The sequence below is a fragment of the Variovorax boronicumulans genome, from assembly GCF_030812215.1.
GTDB lineage: Bacteria > Pseudomonadota > Gammaproteobacteria > Burkholderiales > Burkholderiaceae_C > Variovorax > Variovorax boronicumulans_C.
The window spans coordinates 624470-641965 of record NZ_JAUSSG010000001.1 but is presented as its reverse complement, the minus strand read 5'-3'; the positions used below and the strand labels follow the sequence as shown (position 1 = coordinate 641965).

The following is a 17496-nucleotide window of genomic DNA, read 5'->3' as shown; positions in this document are numbered from 1 at the left end:
CGCTCGAAGCGGCAACAGAGTGATGCCGCACATGCCGCGCGCCGCGCGATTGCATGGCGGGAGGAGACCCCCATGAACAGCAGTACGACAGCCGTCGACCCATGGTCTTCGGCTGAATTGGCTTTTTGTTGCAGCGCGTTTTGCACGCTGCCTACGGAGGAGGAGAACCGTCCATGAATACCGCCTACAAGACTGTCTGGAACGCCGCGATCGGCGCATGGGTGGCCGTCTCGGAAACGACGCGCGCGCGCGGCAAGCGCAGCACCAGCCGGCGCGCGGGCCGCGCGGCAGGTCTCGTGGGGCTGACGAAGGTCGGCATGCTGGCGGTGCCCGCATTTTTCGCGACCAGCTTCTTGCCGGCGCAGGCCTTCTGCACGACTGCGGGCAGCGACGTGACCTGCAACGGCGCTGCCAACCCGCTGGCGCCGAGCTTTGCGAACGGCGCCAGCAATCTGAACGTGACAGTGAACCCCGGGGCGACCGTCGGCGTGCTGCTGGGTGTAGGCGGCAATGCAATGACGCTGACGGGTTCCGACGTCAAGCTCACGAACGGTGGCCGGATCGATCCGCAACTGCTCGGCACCGGCAACACGAGCCTGTCCTCGGGCGTTGTGATGGGCAACGCCAATTCCAGCACGGCCACCGTCATCAACAACGGGATGATCGGCGGGACCAGGCTCTTCTCCGTCGGTCTGACCGGCCTTGCGCTGGCGGTGCAGAACAGCGTCCTCACGTCGATCACGAACACGGGAACGATGACCACGGGACCCGTCGTCGGCTCGAACATGTCTGCGGCCGACGCGGCCGTGGTCGCCGCTTATGGCGGCGCCCAGGTCAACATGGTGAACACGGCCACCGGCACGATCACCGGCCGCATCGCGTTCGAGAGCGCGACCAGCGGCGGCCACACCTTCACCAATGCGGGCACGATCAACGGCAGCGTTTCGCTCGGCAGCGGCGAGCGCAGCGACACCTTCATTGCGGTTACCGGCTCGAGCATCACCGGCGGATCGGCACCGGCCAGCCTGGTGGCATTGCCGTCGGGCGGCAGCCTGAACTTCGCGGCCGGCGGAACGGTCGATGCGGGCATGGGCGGCACCGACACGCTGGTGCTGCGCAACATCGTCAGCGGTCCCGGTTCGGGCAATGCCGGCACGGGCACGATCAAGGCCGCGCAGTACCTGAACTTCGAGAACCTCCAGGTCGACAGCGGCACCTGGACCCTGAACGGCGCGGTGGTCAGCGGCAGTGCCCTGCTCAACGGCGGCGTCGCGATCTTCGACGACGCGGGCGCCTTCGGCACCGGCACGCTGACGGGCAGCGGCGGCGCGATGCAGGCTGCGGTGAACGGCCTCACGCTGGGCCAGAACGTGAACCTCACCAGTGGCCTGATCGTGCAGGGTGGCAACAGCTTCACGCTGGGCGGCACCGTCAGCGGCGGCGGTGGCCTCATCAAGAACGGCGCCGGCACGCTCACGCTGACCGGCATCAACAACTTCAGCGGCGGTTTCGCGCTCAACGACGGCGGCGTGACGCTGGGCAACGCGAGTGCGCTCGGCTCGGGCCTGTTCCTGGTCAGCGGCAATGTCGATCTCAACACCACCTTCACCGGCACGCTCAACAACTTGGTGCAGCTCAACGGCGCGCTGACGCTCGACGGGACGGGCACGCTGACCTTCGGCGCGCCCATCTCGGGGGGCGGCAGCCTGACGGTGAACGGCAGCAACCTTGCACTGGCCGCCAGCAACACCTACGGCGGCGGCACGACGATGGGCGGCGGCAGGCTGGACGTGGGCAGCAACACGGCGCTCGGTACCGGCGACCTCACCATCAACGGCGCCTCCGTGCTGACCGGCGCGGCCGGCGTGGTGCTCGCCAACAACGTGGTGCTCAACAACACGCTGAACTTCGGCGCGGGCGGCAGCGGCGGCGCGCTCACGCTCAACGGCGCGATCAGCGGCACGGGCGGCATCAGCCTGGCCGGCGCGCCGGGCCTCACGCTCAACGGCGCGAGCACCTTCACCGGTGGCTTCAACCTCGGCGCCGGCGCGCTTACCGTGGGCAACGACAAGGCGATGGGCCAAGCCGGCGTCACGGTCAGCGGCCCGAGCTCGATCGAGTCGAACAAGTCGGTGAGCCTGGCCAACGACTTCCGCCTCAACGCCAGGCTCACCGCCGGCGGCAGCAACGACCTTGCGCTCAACGGCAGCCTCACCGGCCTGGGCCTCCTCAGGAAAACCGGCACGGGCCGCCTCACACTGGGCGGCGCCAGCACCTTCTCGGGCGGCGTGGACCTGCAGGGCGGTGCGCTGCGTGTGGGAACCAACACCTCGCTGGGCCTGGGCGCGTTGACGGTGAACGGCAACGCCGCGCTCGACGCGAGCGCGGACGTGAACCTTGCCAACGAGGTGGTGCTCAACGCGGGCCTGGACATCGGCGGCGCGAACGACATCGCGCTCGGCGGATCGATCTCGGGCACCGGCCCCCTCTCGTACAGCGGCAGCGGCACGCTGACGCTGGCCAACGCCAACTTCTGGACCGGTGGAACCACGCTCAAGAGCGGCACGCTGAACGTCGGCGACAACTTCGCGCTGGGCCAAGGCGCACTCGCAGTGACCGGCAACGCGAACCTGCGCGCCAACGTGCCGGGTACCGTGCTGGGCAACGCCCTGACATTGGGGGCTGGCACGACGCTCAACGTGGACGGCTCGAATCCGCTGGCGCTGATCGGCACGATCGACGGCGGCGGCGCGCTCGCGCTCAGCGGCCCGGGTGCAGTGGTGCTGGCCGGCGCCAACACCTACAGCGGCGGCACGACCGTCTCGGGCACCACGCTCGGGGTCGTCAATCCGACCGGCAGCGCTACCGGCAGTGGTGCCGTGCAGGTGCAGGCGGGCGGCGCGCTCGTCGGCAACGGCAGCATCGCGGGCACGGTGAGCGTGGGCTCGGGCCTGCTGGAGCCGGGCCTCGGCGGCGCGGGCACGCTGACCGTCGGCGGCCTGAACCTCACTGCCGGCTCCGTGCTCGACTACGACCTCGGCCAGGCCGGCACCGCCGGCGGCTTGCTCAACGACCTGGTCAGGGTCAACGGCAACCTGCAGCTCGATGGCACGCTCAACGTGGCGCAGTCCAAGGGCGGGGTGTTCGGCGCGGGCGTCTACCGCCTGATCGACTACACCGGCACGCTCACCGACAACGGCCTGGACATCGGCAGCGCGCCGGTCGCGTCCAAGGACCTTCAGGTCCAGACCTCGGTGGCCCAGCAGGTCAACCTGGTCAATCGCGCGGGCCTCGCGCTGAACTTCTGGGACGGCGGCGACGCCGGCAACTACAACGACGGCAAGATCGCCGGCGGCTCGGGCACCTGGCGCGTGGGCGTGCCCGGCGACGGCTGGACCGGCGCCGACGGCAAGGTCAACGCGGCCTGGGCGCAGGACCAGTTCGCGGTGTTCGGCGGCACGGGCGGCACCGTCAAGGTCAGCAATGCGGGCGGCACGGTGCGTATCACCGGCGCGCAGTTCGCGGCCGATGGCTACGTGGTGCAGGGCGATGCGATCGAACTCGGCGCCTCGGGCACGGTGGTGCGCGTGGGCGATGGCTCGGGCACCGACACCACGCGCAGTGCGACCCTGAATGTCGCGCTCATCGGCACGGGCGGCCTCGTGAAGGACGACGTGGGCACGCTGGTGCTGGGCGGCACCAACACCTACACCGGCGGCACCACCGTGAAGGCCGGCGTGCTGCAGGGGAGCACGGCGAGCCTGCAAGGCAATATCGTCAACAACGCCGAGGTCGTCTTCGACCAGGGGCCACCCATCGTCGGCACCTATGCCGGTGCGATGAGCGGCACCGGCCGGTTGCGCAAGACCGGCGGCGGCATTCTGTTGATGGGCGGCCCGAACAGCTACACGGGCGGCACCTTCGTCGATGCCGGCCTGCTCGCCACCAATTTCACGGGAGCCCTGGGCAGCGGCCCGGTGAGCGTGGCGGCCCCCGGCAGGCTGCTGTTCGGCGTCACCGCCGATGCGGGCAGCGCGGCCATCGACAACCGGGGCAGCGTGACTTTCCAGGAAAAGGCAAGCGCCGGCACCGCGACCATCACCAACGCCGCGGGCGGCGTGCTGGCCTTCTCCGACAACGCCTCGGCCGACAAGGCCACGGTGATCAACCAGGCCGGCGCGCAGGTGCGCATCGACCAGACGGTCACCGGCGCGAGCTTCGGCTCGCTCAACGGTGCGGGCGAGGTGGTGCTCGGTGCCAAGGCACTCACGCTCGGCGGCAGCGGCGGCGACAACACCTTGTCGGGCGCCATCGGCGGCGCTGGCGGCTCGGTCGTCAAGGTGGGCGGCGGCACGCTCACGCTGTCGGGCGCCAGCACCTACACCGGCGGCACCACGGTGGCGGCCGGCACGCTGAGCGTGAACAACAAGAGCGGCAGCGCCACGGGCACCGGCGCCGTGCAGGTGCAGTCGGGCGCCACGCTCGCGGGCAGCGGCAGCATCGCGGGCGCGGTCACCATCGCCAAGGGCGGCATCCTCGCCGCGGGCAACAGCCCCGGCACGCTGACGCTCGGCGCGCTCGCGCTGGCCGGCGGCTCCACGCTGAACTACGAACTCGGCCAGGCCGGCGTGCCCGGCGGCGCGCTCAACGACCTGATCAACGTCACGGGCGACCTGCAGCTCGACGGCACGCTGAACATCGCGCAATCGGCGGGCGGCACCTTCGGGCCGGGGCTGTACCGCCTCATGAGCTATGGCGGCACGCTGACCGACTTCGGCCTGGACATCGGCACCGCCCCTGTAGGCACCAAGCTGGCCGACCTGCAGGTGCAGACCTCGGTGGCCCAGCAAGTCAACCTGGTCAACCGCGCGGGCCTCGCGCTGAACTTCTGGGACGGCGGCGACAGCACGAAATACAACGACGGCCAGGTGGCCGGCGGCAGCGGCACGTGGCGCGTGGGCAGTCCGGGCGATGGCTGGACCGACATGGACGGCAAGCTCAACGCCAACTGGGCGCAGAGCCAGTTCGCCGTTTTCAGCGGCAAGGGCGGCACCGTCACGGTCGATGGCGGCGGCGGTGCGGTGCGCATCGCCGGCGCGCAGTTCGCGGTCGACGGCTACACGGTGCAGGGCGACGGCATCACGCTGGACAACGCCAACTCGGTGGTGCGCGTGGGCGACGGCACGGCCGCGGGCGCGAACATGACCGCGACGATGAACGTCGCGCTCTCGGGCGCGGGCGGCATTTCGAAGGAAGACGCGGGCCGGTTGATCCTCGGCGGTGCCAACACCTACACCGGCGGCACCACCGTCAAGGGCGGCGTGCTGCAGGGCAGTGCCACCAGCCTGCAGGGCAACATCGTCAACAACGCCGAGGTCGCGTTCGATCAGGACAAGACCGCTGGAACCTATGCGGGCGCGATGAGCGGCACCGGCAAGCTGCGCAAGATCGGCGCCGGCACGCTGACGCTGGCCAGCGCCAACAGCTACAGCGGCGGCACGCTGGTCGATGCGGGCACGCTCGCCACCGACACGAGCGGTGCGCTCGGCAGCGGCGCGGTGAGCATCGCGTCTGGCGCGGCGCTGCAGTTCGGCGGCAAGGCCGATGCGGGCAAGCTCGCCATCGCCAACCAGGGCACGCTGCGGCTGCAGGACGGCGCGAATGCCGCCAGCGCCACGGTGACCAACGCGGCCGGCGCGCAGGTTCGCATCGACCTGGCCACCACCGGTGCCAGCATCGGCGCGCTCGGCGGCGCGGGCGACGTGGTGCTCGGTGCGAAGGCGCTCACCACCGGCGCCATCGGCAGCGACAGCACCCTCTCGGGCGCCATCACCGGCGCCGGCGGCTCGCTGGTCAAGGTGGGCGCGGGCACGCTCACGCTCTCGGGCACGGCCAGCTACAGCGGCGAGACGCGCGTGGCCGCGGGCACGCTCAAGGCCGGCGCGGCCAATGCCTTCAGCGCCGCCTCCAGCGCCGTGGTGGCCAGCGGCGCCACGCTCGACCTCGCGGGCTTCAGCCAGACCGTGGCGGGCCTGAGCAACAGCGGCACCGTGGCGTTGGCAGGCGCCGTGCCCGGCACCACGCTGACCGTCCACGGCAACTACGTCGGCAACAACGGTGTGCTGAAGCTGGGCACCGTGCTCAACGGCGGCGCGGGGCCATCGGACCGGCTGGTGATCGACGGCGGCACGGCCAGCGGCAAGACCCGCGTGCAGATCGCCAACCTCGGCGGCCTGGGCGCGCGCACCAGCGGCGCGGGCATCGAGGTGGTGAGCGCGCGCAACGGCGCGACCACCACCGCGCAGACCACCAAGGACGCCTTCGTGCTCGCGGGCGGTCATGTCGATGCCGGCGCCTTCGAGTACCGGCTGCATGCGGGCGACGCCAGCGGCGGCGGCGAGAACTGGTATTTGCGCACCGAGGCCGACCCGGGCACGCCGGGTACACCGGGCGGAGGGCCGGGCCTTCCGGCCTACCGCGCCGAGGCCTCTCTGTTCGCGGCGCTGCCCAACCAGCTGCGCCAGAGCAACCTGGGCATGCTCGCGAGCCGCAGCCAGCGCATCGGCGACGACGACGTGCGCGGCGGCGCGGGCAGCACCTCGGGCACCGACGGCAGCTACCGCCGCGCCTGGGGCCGGCTGATTTCCACCGACATGGACATCCGCCAGGGTGGCACCGTCTCGCCGCACAGCGAGGGCCGCGTGACCGGGCTGCAGGCCGGCACCGACCTGTGGGCCAACCCGGACTGGCGCGCCGGCATCTACGTGGGCCAGCTCGATGGCGACACCCGGGTGAGCGGCTTCGGCAGCGGCCTTCCGAACACCGCCACGGGCCGCAACGATCTGCGCAGCCAGTACCTGGGCCTGTACGGCACCTTCACCACCGAGGATGGCTTCTATGCCGATGCGGTGCTGCAGGCCGGCCGCCATCGCTACACGGTGCAGCCGCTGCTGGGCGGCGGCGTCGAGGGCAAGGGCAACAGCTTCCTGGCCTCGATCGAAGTGGGCAAGGCCTTCGCGATCGGCGCGGGCGGCTGGTCGGTGGAGCCGCAATTGCAGTTGATTCATCAGCGGTTGCGGCTGGACGACGTGTCCATTCCGGGCGCGCTCGTGCAACAGGACGCGGACAGCGGCTGGATCGGCCGTGCGGGCGTGCGCATCAAGGGCAGCTTTGCGACCGGCGCCGGCACGCTGCAGCCCTATGCGCGCCTGAACGTCTACCGCAGCGCCAAGGGGAACGACGTCGCGCGCTTCGTGAACCCGGCGGCGATCACGCCGGTGGGAGCACCGATCGGCGGCACCAGCACCGAGCTGGCTGCGGGCTTCACGCTGGCGGTGAGCCAGCGCACGAGCATCTACGGCGAACTCGGCAAGCAGTGGGCCTCGGGTGGCGATGCACGGGTAGGCAGCTCCATCAATGCGGCGGCGGGTGTGCGGGTGAAGTGGTGATGTGAAGCAAGGCCGCGGCACCACCGGCCGCGGCAGCATCGACGGGGCCGGCGTGCCGAGCCCGGTTCCGCTCAGATCAGATTGCGCATCGCCTGTGCCGTCTCGCGCAGCACCGGCAGCACGCGCGCCACCGCGTCCTCGGAGCTTTCGTGGCCCATCGGCATCGTGATGTTCAGTGCGCCCACCAGCGTGCCGTGCCGGTCGCGCAGCGGCACCGCGATGCCGCGCGAATTGAGGTCGAGCTGCTGCTCCGACAGTGCCCAGCCCTGCGCACGGATGCGCGCCAGCTCGAGCTTCATGCGCTCCATGCTAGCGATGGTGTGCGAGGTGAACACGGTGAGCTGCCGCGTCGCCAGCCACTCGTTCAGCTCGGCATCGCTGCGCAGCGCCAGCATCAGCATGCCCGAGGCCGTGACCTGCGCCGGCACGCGCGCGCCCAGCACGTAGCCGGTGCTCATGCTGCGGTTGGGGCCGTTGCGGGCGATGTAGACGACCTCGTCGCCGTCCATCACGCTGAGGTAGGCGATCTCGTTGGTGCCGGCCGCCACCCGCTGCAAGAAGGGCTGCACCACGCGCGGCAGGCGCGCCGACTCGAGGTACGAGCGGCCCAGGCGCAGCACGCGCGGCGTGAGCCAGAACAGCTTGCCGTCGCTCGCCACGTAGCCCATGTGCTGCAGCGTGAGCAGGTAGCGGCGCGCGGCGGTACGCGTCATGTTCGTGCGCTGGCCGGCCTGGCTGGCGGTGAGGCGGGGGTTGGCATCGTCGAAGGCCTCGATGATGCTCACGCCGCGCTCCAGGCCGGCGATCCAGTCGCGCTTGTCCAGGCCCGCGGGTGCGGGCGAGTCGTCCTTGCTGTCGTTGTTGTCCTTGCGCATGGTCGGGAGTGTGCCGCCGGTCGGTCGCCGGCAAGTTGCATTCGTGTGCGGTGAAAACCCTTGGTTCGAACGATTATCGAATTTCAAAGATCGATGATCGAACGTTTTGGCCTTCCTGGCGCTGTGGAAAAGGGCTGAAGGGACTATAAAGCTCGGCATCCGGCCTCCCAAAGAGCGATTGACGAACGGAAAGCATGCACATGAGCCATTCCATCAGCGGCAGCACCCAGGCTTACCTGATCCCGGGCGATCCGGTGCGCAATGTGCGGCTGCCGCGCATGTTCAACGCCGCCTTCGAGCGCTTCGGCATCGACGCGGTGCTGCTGCCGATGCAGGTGCCGGTGCGCGACTTTGCGGTGTTCTTCAAGTCGGCCTTTCTCGCGCGCAACCTGCGCGGCATGGTGATCGCGCCGCCGCACAAGCCGCTGGTGGTCGATCTGCTCGACGGCTGCGGGCTCTTCGGCCGCGTGGCGGGTTCGGTCAACGTGGTGCGCCGTACCGAAGGCGACCAGCTCGAGGGCGATCTGTTCGACGGCGAAGGCCTCATCGGCGCGCTCGACCACTGCAACATTCCCTTTCGCGGCAAGCGCGTGCTGATCCTCGGCGCGGGCGTGAGCGCCGCGGCCATCGGCGTGGCGCTGGCCGAGGGCGGCACGGTGAACGGCGCCGAGCACATCGCCTTCTTCGACACGGCGGCCGGCAAGGCGGCGGGCGTGGCCGCCAAGCTCGACGCCTTCTTCGATGCGACCGTGGTCGCGGTCGAGAGCAACGCGCCGGAGGGCTACGACCTCGTGATCAACGCGACGCCGCTCGGCCTGGTCGAAGGCGATGCGCTGCCGCTCGATGTGTCGCGCATGGAAAGCCACGCGGCGCTGTTCGACATCCTGCTGCGCAACCAGCCCACGCCGCTGGTGCGCGCGGCGCGTGCGCGCGGGCTCAATGCGCAGGCCGGCTTCGAGATGCTGATCCAGCAGATGCCGCATTACCTGCGCTACTTCGGCCACCTGGACGCGGCCGATGCGCTGCAGGCCGATGCGAACTTCCTGCGCGAAATCATCTATCCGCCGGCGATGCAGGCCGAGATCGCGAGTCCCTTGCGCTACCACTCGCCCAGCGTCGCCTGACCCCTTCACTCTTTTTCTCGACGAAACGGCTTTCATGATTTCCGGCAAGACAACGCTCATCGCCCATCTCGGCTATCCGACCGAGGCCTTCAAGGCGCCGATGATCTACAACCCCTGGTTCGACAAGCAGGGCATCGATGCGGTGGTGGTGCCGATGGGCGTGAAGCCCGAGGACTACGCGGCCACGTTGCCCCAGGTGTTCAGGTTCTCGAACATCCGCGGTGCGCTGGTCACGATGCCGCACAAGGTCACGACGATGGGGCTGGTCGATGAGGTGACGCCGACGGCGCGCGTTGCGGGCGCGTGCAACGCGATCCTCAAGCGCGCCGACGGCACGCTGCTGGGCGACCAGTTCGACGGCGCGGGCTTCGTGCGCGGCGTGGAGCGCAAGGGCAGGCTCTTCAAGGGCACGCGGGTGCTGGTGTCGGGCACGGGTGGCGTGGGTTCGGCCATTGCGGCGTCGATCGCCGCCGCGGGCGCCGCGGAGCTGATGCTGTTCGACATGAGCGATGCCTCCGCAGAGGCGCTGGCAGCGCGGCTGCGCGAGCACTACCCGCAGATGAAGGTCGCGACGGGCTCGAAAGATCCGGCCGGCTACGACGTGGTCGTCAACGCCACGCCGCTCGGCATGAAGGACGGCGACCCGTTGCCCTTCGACGTGGACCGCATCGACCCGACCACCTTCGTCGGCGAGGTCGTCATGAAGACCGAGTACACGCCGCTGTTGCAGGCCGCCAGGGCCAAGGGCTGCGCGGTGCAGGTCGGCACCGACATGCTGTTCGAGATGATCCCGGCGTACCTCGAATTCTTCGGCTTCGGCACCGCGTCTCCCGAGGAACTGCGCGCCGTGGCCCAACTGAAATATTGACGATGAACACCCAGGTCCCCGCATGAGCATTTTCGAAGGCTTTCTTTCCACATCCGAAACGCTGGGCGCCTTCAGCGACCGCGCCTTCGTCGACGCCATGCTGCGCTTCGAGGCCGCGCTCGCACGCGCGCAGGCGGCCGAAGGGCTGATTCCCGAGAGCGCCGCGCACTCCATCGTCGGCAGCTGCAAGGTCGAGCTGTTCGACGTGGCCAAGATCGTGCGCGAGAGCGGCCGCGCGGGCAGCGTGGCGATTCCGCTGGTCAAGGCGCTGCGCGAAGCCGTGGGCCTGTTCAATGCCGAGGCCGCGCCGTTCGTGCACTTCGGCAGCACCAGCCAGGACGTGATCGACAGCGCGATGGCGCTGGTCACGCGCGAGGCGGTGGCGCTCATCGAGACCGACCTTGCCAAGGCCGCCGATGCGTTGCTGCGCCTTGCCACGCAGCACGCCGAAACGCCGATGCTCGCGCGCACGCTGATGCAGCCGGCCTCGGTCACCAGCTTCGGCTTCAAGTGCGCGGGCTGGGCCGCGCCGCTGGTGCGCAGCCGCATGCGCCTGCGCGATGCGGCGAAGCACGCGCTGCAACTGCAACTGGGCGGGGCCGTCGGCACGCTCGCGCAGATGAAGGGGCAGGGCGCCGCGGTGCGCAAGCGCATGGCCAAGGAGCTGGGCCTGGGCGACCCCGGCGCGACCTGGCACACGCAGCGCGACGAATGGGTGGCGCTCGGCTGCGAGCTCGGTCTGATCGCGGGCAGCCTCGGCAAGATCGCCGTCGACATCGCGCTGCTCGGCCAGTACGAAGTCGCCGAAGTCGCCGAACCCAGCGAGCCCGGCCGCGGCGGCTCGTCGGCGATGCCGCACAAGCGCAACCCGGTGGCCTCGATGGTCGCCATCGCCGCCGCGCACCGTGCGCCGCAGCGCGTGGCCGCCTTGCTCGGCGCGATGCCGCAGCAGCACGAACGCGCCCTGGGCGCATGGCAGGCCGAGCTGGCCGAATGGCCGCAGCTCCTGATGTCGGCGCACGGCAGCGTGCGCGCGATGGCCGGCGCGCTGCCCGGCCTGCAGGTGGATGCCGCGCGCATGCGCGCCAACATCGACCGGCTGCGCGCCGAGCTGCCGCGCGATGCGGCCGACGAATGGTTCGACCCTGCGCTCGCCATCGGCGCGGGCCAGACCGCGCTGGCGGAAGTGAAAGCGCTGCAAGCCCAACTCAAAGACAAGGAACTCTCGCCATGACCGCCCCCACGTCCGCCTCCGAAGTCCCGAGCAATCCGTACGAAGACGGCCTCCTGAATCGCCGCCGCGTCCTCGGCGATGCCTGGGTCGACAAGTCGCTGGCCAATCGCAACGGCTTCAACGCCGAGTTCCAGGAACTCATCACGCGCCATGCGTGGAACGACATCTGGGGCCGCCCCGCGCTGGGCGACAAGACCCGCCGCTACATGGTGCTGTCGATGATGCTGGGCATCCATGCCTACGAGGAGTTCGCGATGCATGTGCGCGCCGCGCTCGACGGGCCGCCCGAGTCGCGCCTCACGCCCGACGACATCAAGGAAGTGATCATGATGGCCGCCATTTACTGCGGCGTACCGGTGGCCAACCATGCGTTCGGCATCGCCACGAACATCCTGCGCGAGAAGGGCTTGCTGCCTGCGGCCACGCCGTCGCCCGCGCAGTGAGCGCGCCGGTCGCCCGGAAGGGCCGCCTCGACGTCAGCTTCACCTTGATGCTGCCGCTGCTTCTGGCAGCGCAGCCCGTCGCCACCGACAGCTACCTGCCGGCGCTCCCGGCCATCGCCAGGGAGCTCGGATCGGCCAGCACCAGCCTCACGCTGTTCGTGCTGGCCTTCGGCTTTGCGCAGCTCTTGTGCGGCCCGCTCGCCGACCGTTTCGGCCGCCGGCCGGTGCTGCTCGCGGGGCTCGCGTGCTACGCCATCGCCGCGTTCGGCGGTGCGTTCGCAGGCAGCGTGGCGCTGCTCGCGGGCTGGCGCACGCTGCAGGGCTTTTCGATGGCCGCGATCCTCGTGTGCGCGCGCGCGGCGGTGCGCGATCTCTATCCCGCGCACGAAGGCCCGCATGTGATGGCGCGCGGCCTCACGGGGCTGGGCGTGGTGGGGCTGATCGCGCCGCTGCTCGGCGCCTGGCTCGTGCAGGGCGCGGGCTGGCGCTGGGTGATGGTGGCGATGGCGGTGTATGCCTCGCTGCTGTTTGCGATGTGCTGGCGCTCTTTCGGCGAAACGCGCAAGCCGCTCACCGGCGAATCCTCCGCACCGCGCGGCAGCACGCGCGCGGTGTTCGCAAGCCGCTCGTTCCGCGCCTGGGCCTCGGTGGCAGCCACCACCTACGGCGGGCTCTTCTGCTTCCTGCTGCTGTCGCCGATGGTCTACATCGGCTACCTCGGCTGGTCGCCCGCGTGGTACGGGTGGATCCCGGCCGGCGGCTCGCTGGTCTACATCTTCAGCACCACCATGTGCCGCAGCCTGCTGCGGCGCTACGGGCCGATGCGTACCGTGCGGCTGGGCGCGTCGCTCAGCATGACGGGCGCGGTCATCCAGGCGCTGGGCTGCTGGCTCATGCCGTTCAGTGCCGTGCCGCTGCTCGTGGGCCATGCGGTGTACTGCCTCGGCCACGGCATCCACCAGCCTTGCGGACAAGCGGGTGCGGTGGGCGACCTGCCGCACCTCGCGGGGCGGGCCGTGTCGTGGTCGGGTTTCGGCATGATGATGGTCGCGTTCTGCGTGGGGCAGGTCGCCGCGCTGTTTGTCGATAGCGATTACTCCCATGGCGCATGGCCCATGGTCGTGCCGATGCTGGTGGCCGGTGCCGTGCTGCTGGCCATTGCGTTCCTCTGGCTCCCGCGTCTTCAACCTCCCAAGCATCCGTAAAAAGGAAACCACACCATGACCCCCCGCCTGAATGTCGTTCGCGAAGGCGAAGGCCCCTTCGTCGTGCTCAGCCATGCGCTGGGCTGCAGCCTGCGCATGTGGGACGGCGTGGCCGCGCAGCTCGCGCGCGCCCACACGGTGATCCGCTACGACCATCGCAACCATGGCGGCTCCGAGGTGGTGCCGGGCGCATTGCGCGTCGAGACGCTGGCGCAGGACGTGGCCGAGCTCATCCAGCGCGAGACGGAGGGCGAGCCCGTGCACTTCGTCGGACTCTCGATGGGCGGCATGACCGCGCAGGCGCTCGCAGTACGCCACCCCGAGCTGCTGAAGACAGTGGTGATCGCCAATTCGTCCGCCCACTACCCCGACCAGGCGCCGTGGCGCGCACGGGCCGAGACGGTCGCTGCCAAGGGTGTCGGCGCCATCGCACCGGGTGCCGTCGCACGCTGGCTCACGCCGGCCTACGTGGCGACGCCCGAGGGCGCGGCCGCTGCGAAGGCGCTGCATGACGTGCTGGTCGCCACCGACGCGCAGGGCTACATCGAGAGCTGCAACGCGGTCGCCGCCATCGATTTCCGCGACAGCAACCGCCGCATCGCCGTGCCCACGCTGGTGATCGGCGGGCTGCAGGACGAGGCCACTCCGATGGCGATGTCCGAGGCGATGGCGGCTGCGATTCCGGGCGCGCGATTGGCGACCATCGACGCCGCCCACCTGAGCGCCGTGGAGCGGCCTACGGAATTCACGCAGCTGCTGATCGAATTTTGGCGCAGCCTCTGAGCGCTCGCCAGGGCGCTCCGGACCTAGGTATATCCCGTATTTCGTGCGATTAATGAACGTGTGCGTTCGTTAATCGCTCAACGAAGGTTCGAATTGATTGTGGCGCGGGGCCCGGGTTCCTAAAGTCCACCCCCATGCATCGCTCCATCGCCACGGTCTCGCTCAGCGGCACCCTTCGCCAGAAGCTCGAAGCCGTCGCGGCCGCCGGGTTCGACGGCATCGAGTTGTTCGAGGCCGACTTCATCAACTTCAAGGGCACGGCCAAAGAGCTGCGCGGCATCGTGGCCGACCTGGGCCTGTCGATCGACCTCTACCAGCCGTTCCGCGACTTCGAAGGCATGCCCGAGGCGCAGTTCCGGCGCAGCCTGGAGCGCGCCGAGCGCAAGTTCGACCTGATGGAAGCGATGGGCGCGCCGATGGTGCTGTGCTGCTCGAACACCTCGCCGCTGTGCGTTGACGATCCGGCGCTCGCCGCTGCGCAACTGCACGAACTGGCCGAGCGCGCCGCGCGCCGCAACCTGCGCGTGGGTTTCGAGGCGCTGGCCTGGGGCCGGCACACCTCGCTCTACGGGCAGGCCTGGAACATCGTGAAGCAGGCGGACCACGCGCACCTCGGGCTGATCCTGGACAGCTTCCACACGCTGTCGCTGAAGGACGACCCGGCGGGCATCGCCGACATTCCCGGCGAGAGGATCTTCTTCCTGCAGATGGCCGATGCGCCGCTGCTCGCGATGGATGTGCTGCAGTGGGCGCGGCACCACCGCTCGTTTCCGGGGCAGGGCGATTTCGACGTCGTCGGCTTCTTCACGCAGGTGCTGCGCGCGGGCTACACCGGGCCGCTGTCGCTGGAGATCTTCAACGACATCTTTCGCGAGACGCCGAACCGCCGTACCGCGGTCGATGCGATGCGTTCGCTGCTGTACCTGGAGAGCGAAGCGCGCCAGCGGCTGGCCGCGGTGCAGCCGCAGCAGCGCGTGGAGCTGTTCAATCCGCCGCCCGTGGCTGCACTCTCGGGCCTGTCTTTCATCGAGTTCGCGGCGGACGATGCCTCGGCGATCACGCTCGACACGCTGGTTCGGCAACTGGGCTTTCGCCGCATCGGCAAGCACCGCTCCAAGGCGGTGACGCTGTACCGGCAGGGCGAGATCAATTTCATCGTGAATGCGCAGCCCGACTCCTTTGCGCGCGGCCGCTTCGAGGCGCACGGCACCTCGGTGTGTGCGCTCGGCGTGCGCTGCGCCGATCCGCTCGCGGCGGTGGAGCGCGCGACCGCGATGCGTTCCAAGCGCCACGACAGCCCGGTCGGCCCGAACGAGCTGCGCGTGCCGGCGGTCGTTGCGCCGGGCGGCAACCTCATTCATTTCGTGGCGGAGTCGCTGGGCGCGAACGGCCTGTACGAAGCGGACTTCGTCCTCGAAGACGGCGTGCTCACCGCCGACAACGATGCGGGCCTGCAGCAGATCGACCACGTCGCCCTCGGCCTCGCGCTCGACCAGCTCGACACCTGGGTGCTCTTCACGCGCGCCGTGCTCGGCCTGGAACCGGGCGAGAGCCTGGAACTGGCCGACCCCTTCGGCCTGATCCGCAGCCGCGGCGTCGCCAATGCCGAGCGCAGCGTGCGCCTCGTGCTGAACGTGTCGCTGAGCCAGCGCACCCGCACCGCGCGCACGCTCAGCGTGACCGGCGGCGGAGCGGTGCACCACATCGCGCTGCGCTGCGACGACATCTTCGAGACGGCCGCAAAGCTGCGCGCCAACGGCACGCGCTTCGTGCCGATCTCGAACAACTACTACGACGACCTCGCCACACGCATCGACCTGGCGCCCGAGCTGCTTGAACGCATGCGCGCCGCGGGCGTGCTGTTCGATCGCTCGCCGGCCGGCGACTACCTGCACATCTACACCGAGAGCTTCGAGGGCGGGCTCTTCTTCGAGGTCGCGCAGCGCGTGGGCAGCTACGACGCCTACGGCGCCCTCAACGCCCCTGCGCGCATGGCTTCGCAAGCGCAGGACTGATTTTTTTCTCACGCATCCCCGCATCACACGGCATCACCACTGGAGACAAACCCATGGCCAACAACCCATCAGCCAAAGAGCCGCAAGGCAGGCACCAGTCGAAGAAGGCCGCCGCCAGCGGCTGGATCGGCTCGGCGCTGGAGTACTACGACTTCTTCATCTACGCCACCGCGGCGGCGCTGATCTTTCCGCAGATCTTCTTTCCGAAGGGCGACCCGACGATCGCGATCGTCGCGTCGCTCGCGACCTACGGCGTGGGCTATGTCGCGCGTCCCATCGGCGCCTTCGTACTCGGCCACTGGGGCGACACGCATGGGCGCAAGCAGGTGCTGGTGCTGTGCATGTTCCTCATGGGCTTCTCGACCGTCGCCGTGGGCCTGTTGCCGACCTATGACCAGGTCGGCCTGCTGGCACCGGTGCTGCTCGTGATCCTGCGCCTGGTGCAGGGCTTCGCGGTGGCGGGCGAGATTTCGGGCGCGAGCTCGATGATCCTGGAGCACGCACCCTTCGGGCGCCGCGGCTTCTTCGCGAGCTTCACGCTGCAGGGCGTGCAGGCCGGCCAGATCCTGGCGGCCGCGGTGTTCCTGCCGCTCGCGCACTACATGCCTGAAGAAGCGTTCAACTCGTGGGGCTGGCGCATTCCGTTCCTGCTGAGCTTCCTCGTGATCGTGGCCGGCTACATCATCCGCCGCGAGGTCGACGAGACGCCCGCCTTTGCCGAAGTCGACAAGAGGGGCGAAGTGGCCAAGTCGCCCATCGTGCAGGCCTTTACCGACAGCTGGGCCGACATGCTGCGCGTGGTGTGCATGGCGCTGATGAACGTGATTCCGGTGGTGGCGACTGTGTTCGGCGCGGCGTACGCGGTGCAGGCGGCCTACGGCATCGGCTTCCAGAAAGACGTGTACCTGTGGATTCCGGTGCTGGGCAACATCCTCGCGGTGCTGGTGATTCCGTTCGTGGGCAACCTGTCGGACCGCATCGGCCGCAAGCCCCCGATCATCATCGGCGCGCTGGCCTCGGGGCTGCTGTCGTTCGTGTACCTGTATGCCATCAGCATCAAGAACGTGCCGCTCGCGATCTGCATGTCGCTCTTGATGTGGGGCATCGTGTACCAGGGCTACAACGCGACCTTTCCGAGCTTCTATCCTGAGCTCTTCCGCACCCGCAACCGCGTGTCGGCCATGGCCATCTCGCAGAACATCGGCACCACTTTCACCGCGCTCCTGCCCGCACTGTTCGCCGCCGTGGCGCCTCCGGGCTCGACCAATGTGTGGCTCACCGTGGGCGCGATCACCTTCTCGGTGACCATCCTCGCGGCGCTCGCGGCCATGAGCGCGCGGGAGACCTACCGCATCCACATGCGCGACCTGGGCGACCCCAACGCCGTGCCGGTGGACAAGGCCGAATACGAGCGCCTGCGCGAGCAGACGCTGTCGGACGCGCGCCTGGCCAAGGTCGCGTCGGCCTGAAGACCTTTCCCGCACCAAGGGTTGTGGCGCCA

At 69.5% G+C, this 17496-nt stretch carries 10 protein-coding genes; 9 read left to right on the top strand and 1 reads right to left on the bottom strand.

The features are described 5' to 3' along the window. Positions 1-173: 173 nt before the first annotated feature. The gene (locus J2W23_RS02945) at positions 174-7448 is read left to right on the top strand and encodes an autotransporter outer membrane beta-barrel domain-containing protein (protein WP_307647622.1); all 7275 of its coding nucleotides are present in this window, start codon (positions 174-176) and stop codon (positions 7446-7448) included. Positions 7449-7519: 71 nt separating this feature from the next. Here the strand turns inward: J2W23_RS02945 and J2W23_RS02940 are convergent, their stop codons facing one another. Beyond that, a complete protein-coding gene (locus J2W23_RS02940) occupies positions 7520-8323 on the bottom strand; it encodes an IclR family transcriptional regulator domain-containing protein (RefSeq protein WP_176658285.1) in 804 nt (267 codons plus the stop codon). Between the two features lie 200 nt (positions 8324-8523). Between J2W23_RS02940 and J2W23_RS02935 the strand changes: the two genes are divergently transcribed. The 8 genes from J2W23_RS02935 (at position 8524) to J2W23_RS02900 (ending at position 17464) form a co-directional block, all read left to right on the top strand. Then, a complete protein-coding gene (locus tag J2W23_RS02935; RefSeq protein WP_176658284.1) occupies positions 8524-9447 on the top strand; it encodes a shikimate dehydrogenase family protein in 924 nt (307 codons plus the stop codon). A 34-nt stretch (positions 9448-9481) separates the two neighbouring features. Then, complete coding sequence (locus J2W23_RS02930) at positions 9482-10315, top strand: shikimate dehydrogenase family protein (protein ID WP_307647621.1); 834 nt, start codon at positions 9482-9484, stop codon at positions 10313-10315. A gap of 22 nt (positions 10316-10337) precedes the next feature. Next, the gene (gene pcaB, locus J2W23_RS02925; protein WP_176658282.1) at positions 10338-11549 is read left to right on the top strand and encodes a 3-carboxy-cis,cis-muconate cycloisomerase; all 1212 of its coding nucleotides are present in this window, start codon (positions 10338-10340) and stop codon (positions 11547-11549) included. Beyond that, positions 11546-11992: a carboxymuconolactone decarboxylase family protein gene (locus J2W23_RS02920; RefSeq protein WP_307647619.1), complete on the top strand. Its 447-nt coding sequence runs from the start codon at positions 11546-11548 to the stop codon at positions 11990-11992. Before pcaB ends, J2W23_RS02920 begins: the two co-directional genes overlap by 4 nt. Positions 11993-12039: 47 nt before the next feature. Then, positions 12040-13197 (top strand): MFS transporter, encoded by a 1158-nt coding sequence (locus J2W23_RS02915; protein ID WP_307648056.1) that lies wholly within the window; start codon positions 12040-12042, stop codon positions 13195-13197. A gap of 15 nt (positions 13198-13212) precedes the next feature. Further along, entirely contained in the window at positions 13213-13980 is a 768-nt protein-coding gene (locus J2W23_RS02910; RefSeq protein ID WP_176658280.1) for an alpha/beta fold hydrolase, read from the top strand. Positions 13981-14114: 134 nt separating this feature from the next. Further along, positions 14115-15995 (top strand): bifunctional sugar phosphate isomerase/epimerase/4-hydroxyphenylpyruvate dioxygenase family protein, encoded by a 1881-nt coding sequence (locus tag J2W23_RS02905; protein ID WP_307647618.1) that lies wholly within the window; start codon positions 14115-14117, stop codon positions 15993-15995. A gap of 53 nt (positions 15996-16048) precedes the next feature. Continuing rightward, the gene (locus tag J2W23_RS02900) at positions 16049-17464 is read left to right on the top strand and encodes an MFS transporter (protein WP_176658278.1); all 1416 of its coding nucleotides are present in this window, start codon (positions 16049-16051) and stop codon (positions 17462-17464) included. Positions 17465-17496 lie beyond the last annotated feature (32 nt).